Here is an 11,472-nt window from a genome sequence, read left to right as displayed (position 1 = left end):
CACTTGCTGCTTGAATCCGCCTTATTTTAAATAAATATTGTATCTATACAGCTGATTTAGGTCTGCTGATAATAAAACTCATAACGCCAGACCAACCTATGGGTGATCATATGAATTCAGAAGACAACAAAGCACCAAAATATGCGGATAGCAGTATTTCTGATGCAGCATTCAAGAAGATGATTCTCTGGTTTGCACTTTATGCCGGTTTATTCTGCCTCGGCGTTATCTTTGTAGTAAATGCAGACAAAATTATGATGAGCGGCTTTTAAAATTCTCTTCTCCCTGAACACTATCATCGCCCCAATCTAAATTGGGGCTTTTTTATGCCACACATTACCAGTTTTATTTTCTACTTTTTCTGCATCCACTCTATGACTTTGTCACAATTTGACACTCACAAAGTCAGATTTCCTTGCTAGATTCAGACTGTTTGATGATAAAAATGAATACAGGCTTTTCGCCAGCGCATCATACAGAAATAACAACGATATAGCAGATGGACAAACAACAAGGATAAAGGAGTGAAGCATGCTCGGAAATATGATGTTCCAGCCCTTACTGATCAGCAGCATGATTGAACATGCCGGTCGTTATCATGCCGATACCGAGATCATTTCTAAAAATACCGATACCAGCATTAAAAAGACCAATTGGGGAGAAATCCGGGAAAACTCGAAACGTTTTGCCAATGTATTACAGCAATTCGGTCTGACACTCGGCGATCGGGTTGCGACCATTGCCTGGAATAATCATCGACATCTAGAATCATGGTATGCCATTTCGGGAAGTGGACTGGTTTGCCACACCATCAACCCGCGTTTATTTCCGGAACAGCTGGTATTTATTATCAATGACGCTGCCGATCGGGTACTGCTGTTTGATAAAACCTTTGCACCTTTAATTAAAGCCGTCAAACCGTTATTAAAAACTGTAGAACAGTATATTTGTCTGGATGCTGAAGATTCGTCGATTTGTGAAGCCATTCCGGAAGTTCAGTTTTATGATGATTTGCTTGCCCTGCAATCTGCAGAATTTGACTGGCCTGAACTGGATGAAAATACAGCGAGTTCACTGTGTTATACCTCCGGTACGACTGGAAATCCGAAAGGGGTTTTATATAGCCATCGCTCAACAGTGTTGCATAGTTATGCCATCATCATGCCGGATTCCCTGAATGTGGCAGCGCGTGACATCATGCTGCCGGTGGTGCCAATGTTCCATGTCAATGCCTGGGGAACCCCATATGCCGCTGCCATGGTCGGTTGTACTTTGGTGTTGCCGGGGCTGGGCCTGGATGGAGCCAGTCTGGTCAATCTGATTGATACGTATAAAGTATCTGTGGCTTTAGGTGTTCCAACGATCTGGCAAGGGCTGATTGCGGCTGCCCAGCAAAGTGGTTCAAAACTGGAAAGCCTGAAACGGAATGTGGTCGGTGGTTCTGCCTGTCCACCGGCTATGCTGAAAACCTTTAAAGAGCAGTTTAACTGTGAAACCATTCATGCTTGGGGGATGACTGAAACCAGTCCACTTGGTAGTGCCAATCAGCTAAAAACCAAACATCTTGATCTAGCGGATGAAGAAAAAATGCAGATTCGCTTGTCTCAAGGTCGTCCACCGTTTGGCGTTGATTTACGTTTAACCGATGAAGAAAAAGGAACCCAGGAAATTGCCCGGGATGGTGAAACCATAGGCAATCTGCAGATTAAAGGGCACTGGATCATTGATCATTATTTTGGCAAGGAAGAATCTACGCTCACAGCAGATGGATGGTTTGATACCGGAGATATTGCTACCTTAAATAAAGATGGCTTTATGAAGCTGTGTGATCGCTCCAAAGATCTGATCAAATCAGGCGGTGAATGGATCTCTTCAGTCGATCTTGAAAATATGGCGATGGGACATCCTGAAATTGCCATGGCTGCCGTGATTGCGGCACAGCATCCTAAATGGGATGAGCGTCCCGTTCTGATTGCGATTAAAAAGCCAGAGAGTCATGTGAGTGAAGCTGAAATGCTGGATTACTATGCGGACAAGGTCGCTAAATGGCAAATTCCGGATCGCGTGATCTTTGTAGATTCTATTCCGTTAAGTGGAACCGGCAAGATGCTGAAAAAAGACCTGCGTGAACTTTATGGCTCTATCTTGCTGGAACAGGCCGTAGGTTAAGCTATTTCTTTAAAAGGTAAAATTTTGCCTTTTTAACTCACCGAATATTTAAAACAGAAACTGATCTCTTATATAGAGGTCAGTTTTTTTATATGTTTTTGCTAAAAATATACAGACCAAAAAAGCAATTTATTCAGTTCATACAGTTTTAACAGCACTTTCTGGCTAGGATTGTCTTACAAAAAGTCCAACTATGGTTTCTAAGCACATAATTTGACCTACATTGACATGGTGTGAGCTTCAAAATTCTTTATTCTGGACTACATAATAAATAGACAGTTGTACATTAATGCTGTCTGCGGAATAGAGGGGATAAAAATGACAAGTATGACAACCTACAAGCCGCATTGGATTCGTGAAGATTTCATTGATTTTGTTGGTGAAAAAATCCATCCAACCTGGGCACTCAAAAAAGTCAAAGCATCGGTCGTGAATATTCAGGCGGTTAGCCCAGACTTTTTCAAAATCCAGTTACGTCCAAATTATAACTTTAACCGTGGGTCATTTCAGGCCGGTCAAAATATCGCGGTGACTCTGCGTCTAGATGGAGTTCGTCATCAACGTCATTATTCTATCGTGACCATTTTAAAAAATGGTGATGTGATTATTGCAGTCAAGCAGCAAGGTAAAGTGTCACGTGCCTTAACTTTATTGCAACTGGGTGCAGTGGTCGAGCTGTCTCAGCCACAGGGCGAATTTACCTTATTAAACTCTCCTAAACCGATTCTGTTTCTGGCATCAGGCAGTGGCATTACAGCAATTTATTCCTTATTGCAAAAAGCAGTCGTGCAATTTCAGCATCCGATTGATCTGATCTATTTCACCCGTGATGATGCATTTCATGCCGAGATCAAAACCTTGGCGTTAATGCATCCTCATCTGAAATATCATCATTTTAATACAGTCGAGCATAAGCAACATCTGAGTCAGCAATTGCTAAACAAGCTGGTACCAGACTTTGAACAGCGTGAAATCTATGCCTGTGGTTCAGCGGGAATGATGAAAACTGCACTCAAAATTGCCGATAAACTGGCGGTGAAATCCAGTTTCCATTCTGAATATTTCCAGATTGCGATGGATGAAAAAGTGAAAGCCCAGCCTGTACAGTTTTTAAGATCGCAGCAGGAATTCCAGGCAGAATCTAATCTGCTGGAAAGTGCAGAGCAGGCGGGTCTTCGTCCAGCGCATGGTTGCCGTATGGGCATTTGTAATACTTGCTCCTGTACCAAAGTCAGCGGTTCAGTTAAAAACATGCTGACAGGTGAGATCGACCACGGCAACAATATTCCAATTAAACTTTGTATTTCACAGGCCGTCAGTCCTGTGGTGATTAATTTATAAGCTATTTCAACCATTACTAAACGAATAAGAAGGTGCTCCCATGAATATGCAAATTGATTTTAAAAAACATAGTAAATCTCAATTTCTAAGCCCGGAACAGGTTGAAGAATTCGGTGCCAAGGTTGATGCTATCCGCCGTGAAGTAATGGAAGATTTGGGCGAAAAAGACGCAGAATATATTTATAAAATCCGTAATTTTGTACGTTATAGCGAGATTGCTTCCCGCGGCATGTTGATGTTTGCAGGCTGGTTGCCGCCAGTCTGGTTAACGGGCACAGGCTTATTGGGTATCTCGAAAATCGTGGAAAATATGGAACTTGGTCATAACGTGATGCACGGCCAGTTCGACTGGATGAATGACCCGAGTTTGAATGGTTCGACTTATGATTGGGATACTATTTCCACTGGGGATGACTGGAAATACACGCATAACTATATTCACCACACGTATACCAATATTGTCGGTATGGATCACGATGTCGGTTATGGTCTGATCCGTGTCAGTGAATCTCAGCCGTGGGAACTACGTTTTATCTGGAATATTCCTTTAACCATTCAGTTGATGGTGTTCTTTGAATGGTATGTGGGTGTACAGCGTTTGCATCTGGAAGATGTAATTGCCTATAAAACCAAAACCTGGAAACAGGTCTGGGAAGAAGCGGCACCTTTACGCAAAAAAATGCGTCGTCAGGTCCTAAAAGATTATGTATTTTTCCCACTGATTGCCGGTCCAAATGCGATTCCAGTATTTACCGGGAATGCGGTTGCCAATGTGATTCGTAGCCTCTGGGCGTCTGCGGTGATCTTCAATGGACATTTCACTGAAGATGCAGAAACCTTTGAAATGGACAATACCGACAATGAAACCCGTGCGGAATGGTATCTGCGTCAGATCCGTGGTTCGAGCAACTTCAGTGGGGCGAACTGGTTGCATATTCTGAGTGGTAATTTAAGCCATCAGATTGAGCATCATCTGTTCCCAGATATGCCAGCAAACCGTTATGCCGAAGTAGCACCAAAAATCAAAGCCTTATGTGCTGAGTATGGGATTCACTATAACGAGGCCAGCTTTATAAAACAGTTCTCGACTGTATGGGTCAGACTGGCGAAATGCTCACTACCAAATGAATGGAATCAGCAAATTGCAGAAAAAACTCATGCAGTTAAATCGGTGTTTCGTTACTTTAAATCCAAACTTGTAAATTAATTTTTTAAGGTTTCTCTATTATCCAGTTTGGTACTCCTCAATAGATTTGGATGGTCTATTGAGGATTTTTTTATCTGTTAAAAAGTGGTCAATTCACACGAATTTATGAATGAAATATGAAGATGATTTTCAAAAAATGACGAAGGCGGGACAGATTTACTACCGCAGAAACGCTTCGCCTACAAGCTAAGCGTTTACCTCAAGGAGGTTCTTTTTATAATGGCCGCGTTCTATCATTCAAGGTCTCAGTTTTGAAATATCTTAAATATTTTTCAGGCATCTCACTTTTATTGCTGTTAACCGCGTGTAATACCCCGGAAACCCCAGCACCAGATTATCAGGGGAACTGGAAAAATACACTGGAAAACCCAAAATTGGAAAATATCCTGGTGATTTCCAAAAATGGTGAAAACTATTTCATTACCAATACCATTAAAGACAAAGAAAGCGGCAAAACCGACAAGAAAAATCCGATGCCAGCTTCAGTCGCTGATAATGGTCTGCTTCAGATTAATTCAGGTGCAGGTGTCGTTGATTTCGCAATTGACGCAAAAACTGGCAATCTGGTCGGTTCAGGCTCCGTTTATAAAAAAGCCAAATAATGCTCTAATCTAATCAATTCAGAGATAACACGAAAAATGCCATGATTAGGAAGGATTCATGGCATTTTTTTAGTTCACCAATTTTATGAGACCAGCAAAATCTTCTACAAAATAATCTGCCTTGGCTTTGATCAGGTCCATTTCATGCGCAGAATACTGGTCGTAAATTGCCACTACATCAATCCCCGCATTGTTGGCAGCTTCCACCCCAATTAAAGAGTCTTCAATAATCAGGCAATCTTTGGCTTCAATTTCAAAATGCTGGAGCGCATTTAAATACATTTCTGGATGTGGTTTGATATTCTCGACATTTTCACGAGTCAAAATAATCGCAAAATCATCATCAAAACTTATTTTCTGATTAATCTTCTGGTTATTATCCTGATAACGCTGCACATTGAATAAGCTGGTGGTAGTCGTGAGTGCCAATTGTATCCCTTGCTGTTTTAAGGCTTGAATCAGCAGCTCAGCTTGCGGTTTGAGTTCTATCACATGATCCAGAAAATGCCGTGAAATATGATAACGGCGATTTTTAACCTCTTCCTTGCTTGGCTTGAAACCATATAGGTCTTTTAAATAGCCACAATATTCCAGATAGGGATCGGGCATATGTCTAAAGGCTTTCAGTTGCAGGTCACGCTGTTGCTGAATCTGATCCAGACCGACTTCGATCCCCGACAATTCCTGAATCAGGGCAGCATCGACCTGGTTCCAGATTCCCACTGAGTCAATCAAGGTTCCATCCAGGTCAAAACACACCAGCTTTTTATCTTTAAACATGACACACCCATTTTTCTTCCTCCGCCATTATCCCGTTTTTGGATAGAGATAAAAAGTCCAGTTTGGGTGCACATCCAGTCTGTATTTATCAATAAATTCCTAAAACGAACTTATTTTGAGCATTTTAAGTATTACTAATAATAAAAATCGTAATACTAAACTGGCACAGCATTTGCATTTATCTAAGCATCATAAAGTGATCTAGGGTTCCGGCAGTTTTTCAAAAACTGCGCCTGAGACCGAGAGTTCACGGCTCGATTTGAGCTACACGGAGGGATAAAAGCCCGGGAGGTTGGAACAAAAACCTTAGAGAGGTCATGCAAATGGGCGCAATAGACAATAAGTACCATAACAATCAAACACTTTGGACTGAAATCCTGCCGGGAGGGCATCATTGGTCCGGACGCATTCAAAAAGGTGCGGTTCTGCAATTCAAGGCACTGGGTGCCAATGCAAACGTATCCCTGTTCTGTGTCAATGCTGAAGATAAACTGGAACGTTACAATATGCCAGACAGCCTGAAAGGCCAGCATACCGCATACCTGACAGCAGGAAATGTGCTGTATTCCGATCTGGGTCGTGTAATGGCATCCATCGTTAAAGATGAAGCTGGCTGGAACGATACTTTCTGTAGTCCATCCCGCCCTGAACAGATTGAAAAACAGTTTGGCATCCGTAGCTTCCAGGATGCCCGCAATGACATGTACCAAAGCGGTTTAGATGGTCTGTTAGTTGAATTATCTAAATTCTCACTCGGTCAGACTGACCTGAGTGCGACCGTCAACCTGTTCTCGAAAGTCACTCCGAATGATGCGGGTGCATTGTCTTATATGCCTTCAGACAATACTGATCAAGTGATTGAACTGCGTTTTGAAATGGATTGTCTGGTGTTCCTGTCCGCTGCACCGCATGGTCTAGATAACAGTGCTGAATATCAACCGGCTGATATTCGATTGTCTCTGTTTAAAGCCAACTGCTTAGGTGAAACCGATATCTGTCGTGACTCCTGTCCACAGAACCAACGTGCATTCCAGAATAACGCACGTTACTACGCACTTTCTAACGTTTAAGGCAGGAGAATTACCATGACAGCTCTACAACAATTCGAAAAAACCGTGCTTAGCGAAATCTGTCCTGCCGGTGAAGCATGGATGTGCGAAGTCAAAAAAGGCCAGTATTTCCGCATCATCGATCTGGAAGGGAATCAGGCTGTTGATACCTTATTTATCTCGGCTGAAAATCCAGAAGAGCGTTATAGCGCAACCGATACCTTGGCGATAAACCAGCAGATTTATCTGGAAAAAGGTACCTCTTTATATAGTAACTTTGGCCGTGCCATTGCCGTGATCAATGATGATAACTGCGGCCGTCATGACACTTTAGGTGGTGCATGTTCATGTGAAAGTAACACGGTCCGTTATGCACATGACAAATACCCAATGCACAGCTGCCGCAACAACTTTATGTATGCACTGGCAAAACATCCGGTAGCGAAAAAACATGGCTTAAACGTGCGTCACATCGGTCCAAACATCAACTTCTTTATGAATGTGCCAGTAACGGCTGATGGTCACCTGAAATTTGATGATGGTATTTCGGCACCGGGCAAGTATGTGGAAATCAAGGCAGAAATGGATCTGATCGTACTGATCTCGAACTGTCCGCAATTGAATAACCCATGTAATGCCTATAACCCGACACAAATCCAGCTAGTTGTGCGTGAAGGCGAGGAGGCTTAAGTCATGTTTAATAAAGTTCTGATTGCCAACCGTGGCGCGATTGCCTGCCGCGTGATCCGTACCCTGAAAAAACTCGGGATTCAATCTGTAGCAGTCTATTCAGAAGCTGATCGTGATTCACTCCATGTGACTTTAGCGGATGAAGCGGTCTATATCGGTGAAGCACCAGCCAGCCAAAGCTACCTGAATGTCGAAAAAATTCTGGAAGTCGCCAAACAAACCGGCGCACAGGCGATCCATCCGGGCTATGGTTTCCTGTCTGAAAATGCTGAATTCTGCGACCTGTGTGAAGCACAAGGCATTGCTTTCATTGGTCCAAACTCGGCACAAATGCGTGCTTTCGGTTTAAAACATACAGCGCGTGAGCTGGCAATTCAGGCTAACGTACCATTACTGCCAGGCAGTCAATTACTGGCAGATGAAGCTGAAGCACTGACAGAAGCGGCGCGTATCGGTTACCCAGTCATGCTGAAAAGTACTGCGGGTGGTGGCGGTATCGGCATGCGTCTGGTCTGGAACGAAGCTGAGCTGAAAGATGCCTATGCAACAGTTTCATATTTAGCACAAGCCAACTTCAAAGATGCCGGTCTGTACCTGGAAAAATTTGTACAAAATGCCCGTCACATTGAAGTGCAGATTTTTGGTGATGGCCAAGGCAAGGTAATTGCTCTTGGTGAACGCGATTGTTCGGTACAACGCCGTAACCAGAAAGTGATCGAGGAAACGCCAGCACCGCACATTAGCGATGAGCAACGTGCCTATATCCAGAATGTCGCGATTCAGCTGATGGAGTCAGTGAATTACCGTTCTGCCGGTACGGTTGAATTCGTGATGGATACCGACACCCAGGAATTCTACTTTCTTGAAGTGAATACCCGTCTTCAAGTCGAACACGGTGTGACGGAGCAAGTCTTTGGTGTGGACCTGGTAGAATGGATGGTGACACTTGCCAGCGGTGACTGGGCTGCACCAACCGGGCAACTGGAATCCAAAGGTCATTCGATTCAGGTACGTCTCTATGCCGAAGACCCGATCAAGAACTTCCAGCCAAGTGCCGGTCTGCTGACTTATGTCGAGTTTGATGATAATGCACGTAACGAAACCTGGGTGGAAACCGGATCGAATGTATCATCTTTCTATGATCCAATGATTGCTAAAATCATTGTCACAGCAGATGACCGAGAAGCCGCGATTCAGGCAATGACTGATACACTGGCAAAAACTCAAGTTGCGGGTATCGAAACCAACCTGGAATATCTGCAAAACATCATCGACTGTGATGTCTTTAAAGCCGGTACGCAAACCACACGTTTCCTGAATACCTTTGAGTGGAAAACCCAGAAGATTGAAGTGCTGCAAGCGGGCATTCAAACTGCGGTGCAGGATGTCACTGGTCGTTTGGGCTACTGGGATGTCGGTGTACCGCCATCCGGTGCAATTGATCCATTATCTCTTAATGTGGCCAAACAGCTTTTAGGGAATGCACCAAATACAGCTGGTCTGGAATGTACCCTGCAAGGTCCAACGCTGAAATTCCATTGTGACAGCCAAATCGTACTGGCCGGTGGTGACATGCCATCGACATTGGATGGTGTGGCTGTGCCAATGTGGCAAACCGTGAATGTGCGTAAAGGTCAGATTTTAAAATGTGGCAAGATCGCGACAGGTTGCCGTACCTATATCGGTATCAAAGGCGGACTGAATGTACCTGAATATTTAGGTTCTCAAGCGACCTTTACCCTCGGTCAGTTCGGGGGGCATGCTGGCCGTAACTTACTCATTGGCGATATGCTGCCAATCACGTCATTCACAAGCGATGAAGTCAAAACACTGGCACCGGAACAAATGCCAACATTCAGCCATGAATGGGAAATTGCGGTGATGTATGGTCCGCATGGTGCGCCAGACTTCTTTACCAAAAATGACATCGATACCTTCTTTGCCAATACCTTTGAGATCCACTTTAACTCTAGCCGTACCGGTATCCGCTTGATTGGTCCAAAGCCGGAATGGGCACGTGAAGATGGTGGTGAAGCCGGTCTGCATCCATCCAATATTCATGACAATGCTTATGCGATTGGTGCGATTGATTTCACCGGTGATATGCCAATTATCCTCGGTCCAGATGGCCCAAGTTTGGGTGGTTTCGTCTGTCCAGCAGTGGTGATCAATTCTGAGCTGTGGAAACTGGGTCAGCTCAAAGCCGGTGACAAAGTGAAATTTGTTCCAGTCAGCTATCACCAAGCCAAATTGCTGAATGAAAAATATCATGCACAACTCGAAGCACTGGATACCCAAGAAGTTTCATTTAATGAATCCTTCTACCCAGAACTGGCTACGCTAAAAAATGCAGTGCTGGATATCTTAAAAAGTGAAAATGGTGCGCCAGATGTGGTGTATCGCCCAGCGGGTAATAACTACATGCTGGTGGAATATGGCGAGCTGGTGCTGGATCTGAACCTGCGTTTCCGTATCCATGCCTTGATGCAATGGGTACAAAAACAGAATATTCCGGGCATTATTGACCTGACACCGGGCATCCGTTCGCTGCAAATCCATTTCAATTCAATCAAGCTGGATCAGCTCGACCTATTGCGCCTGTTGCAAGTGGCTGAAACTGAATTGCCTGATGTGACTGAAATGGAAGTGCCATCGCGTACGGTATATCTGCCACTTGCTTGGGAAGATTCGCAAACCCAGTTGGCAACTGAACGCTATATGCAAACTGTGCGTCCAGATGCGCCGTGGTGTCCGGACAATATCGAGTTTATCCGCCGTATTAATGGCCTGAAAGATAAACAGGCAGTCAAAGATGTGGTGTATAACGCCAGCTATCTGGTGATGGGTCTAGGCGACGTGTACCTCGGTGCACCTGTGGCAACACCGCTTGATCCGCGTCAACGTTTAGTCACAACCAAATATAACCCGGCGCGTACCTGGACCCCTGAAAATGCTGTGGGGATCGGCGGTGCTTATATGTGCGTGTACGGTATGGAAGGCCCTGGTGGTTATCAGTTCGTCGGTCGTACTACGCAAATGTGGTCGCGTTACCGTAAAAATGCCGACTTCGAGCAAGGCAAGCCATGGTTACTACGCTTCTTTGACCAGATCAAGTTCTATGAAGTGTCTGAAGAAGAACTGATGCAAATGCGTGAGGACTTTAAGGCAGGCCGCCTGAAACTGCGTATTGAAGAAGGTGTATTGAATCTGAAAGAGTACAACCAGTTCCTGACCGACAATGCCGACACCATTAGCGAGTTTAAGACAACGCAACAAGCGAACTTTGAAGCAGAACGCCGTCGCTGGCATGAAGCTGGACTGGCAGAATACGTGTCTGAAAGTCTGGATGCAGTCGATGATGGTGAAACTGTGACTATTCCGGAAGGTGGTTGTGCGGTGGAATCGCATATGCCGGGTTCGATCTGGAAAATTGAATGTCAATCAGGTGACATTGTGGAAGAAGGTGCAACGCTTGCTGTGATTGAAGCGATGAAAATCGAGATTCCAATTATTGCCCCTGAACGCATGAAAGTTGAAGCCATTACCATTGAAAAAGGGCAAACGGTAAAAACAGGACAGGTGTTGTTTACTTTGGCTCCGGTGGCTTGATGAGATAGGAATAAAAAAGACCGCT

9 protein-coding genes and 1 riboswitch are annotated in these 11,472 nt (G+C 44.3%); of the genes, 8 read left to right on the top strand and 1 reads right to left on the bottom strand.

Going from position 1 to position 11,472, the window contains the following annotated elements:
- The first annotated feature begins 110 nt into the window (after positions 1-110).
- The 5 genes from B3Q46_RS04000 (at position 111) to B3Q46_RS03980 (ending at position 5,319) form a co-directional block, all read left to right on the top strand.
- Positions 111-272, top strand: coding sequence for a hypothetical protein (locus tag B3Q46_RS04000; RefSeq protein ID WP_162835335.1), 162 nt, complete (start codon positions 111-113; stop codon positions 270-272).
- Between the two features lie 259 nt (positions 273-531).
- On the top strand, positions 532-2,169 hold the full coding sequence (locus B3Q46_RS03995; protein ID WP_208462142.1) for a long-chain-fatty-acid--CoA ligase: 1,638 nt from the start codon (positions 532-534) through the stop codon (positions 2,167-2,169).
- A gap of 318 nt (positions 2,170-2,487) precedes the next feature.
- Positions 2,488-3,510, top strand: a complete 1,023-nt coding sequence (locus B3Q46_RS03990) for a flavin reductase family protein (protein WP_208462141.1) — start codon at positions 2,488-2,490, stop codon at positions 3,508-3,510.
- A 40-nt stretch (positions 3,511-3,550) separates the two neighbouring features.
- Positions 3,551-4,717, top strand: coding sequence for a fatty acid desaturase family protein (locus tag B3Q46_RS03985; protein ID WP_208462140.1), 1,167 nt, complete (start codon positions 3,551-3,553; stop codon positions 4,715-4,717).
- 251 nt (positions 4,718-4,968) lie between these two features.
- Complete coding sequence (locus tag B3Q46_RS03980; RefSeq protein ID WP_104426120.1) at positions 4,969-5,319, top strand: hypothetical protein; 351 nt, start codon at positions 4,969-4,971, stop codon at positions 5,317-5,319.
- A 69-nt stretch (positions 5,320-5,388) separates the two neighbouring features.
- On the opposite strand, the gene B3Q46_RS03975 is transcribed toward B3Q46_RS03980, so the two are convergent.
- Positions 5,389-6,099 carry an HAD family hydrolase gene (locus B3Q46_RS03975; protein WP_208462139.1) on the bottom strand — a complete coding sequence of 237 codons (711 nt, stop codon included), beginning with the start codon at positions 6,097-6,099 and terminating at the stop codon, positions 5,389-5,391.
- A 190-nt stretch (positions 6,100-6,289) separates the two neighbouring features.
- Positions 6,290-6,392: riboswitch (guanidine-I (ykkC/yxkD leader) on the top strand.
- Positions 6,393-6,422: 30 nt separating this feature from the next.
- Here B3Q46_RS03975 and B3Q46_RS03970 point away from each other — a divergent pair.
- From B3Q46_RS03970 to uca, 3 genes are read left to right on the top strand one after another with little or no spacing between them, the layout of a single operon-like run.
- On the top strand, positions 6,423-7,169 hold the full coding sequence (locus tag B3Q46_RS03970; RefSeq protein WP_208462138.1) for an urea amidolyase associated protein UAAP1: 747 nt from the start codon (positions 6,423-6,425) through the stop codon (positions 7,167-7,169).
- Positions 7,170-7,184: 15 nt separating this feature from the next.
- On the top strand, positions 7,185-7,838 hold the full coding sequence (locus B3Q46_RS03965) for an urea amidolyase associated protein UAAP2 (protein WP_208462137.1): 654 nt from the start codon (positions 7,185-7,187) through the stop codon (positions 7,836-7,838).
- Positions 7,839-7,841: 3 nt separating this feature from the next.
- On the top strand, positions 7,842-11,447 hold the full coding sequence (uca, locus tag B3Q46_RS03960) for an urea carboxylase (protein ID WP_208462136.1): 3,606 nt from the start codon (positions 7,842-7,844) through the stop codon (positions 11,445-11,447).
- Positions 11,448-11,472: the final 25 nt, after the last annotated feature.

The sequence above is a fragment of the Acinetobacter sp. UBA2581 genome (genome assembly GCF_002339435.1).
GTDB lineage: Bacteria > Pseudomonadota > Gammaproteobacteria > Pseudomonadales > Moraxellaceae > Acinetobacter > Acinetobacter variabilis.
Note: the sequence above shows the minus strand (reverse complement) of the source record. Positions and strands in the feature narration are given on the sequence as shown.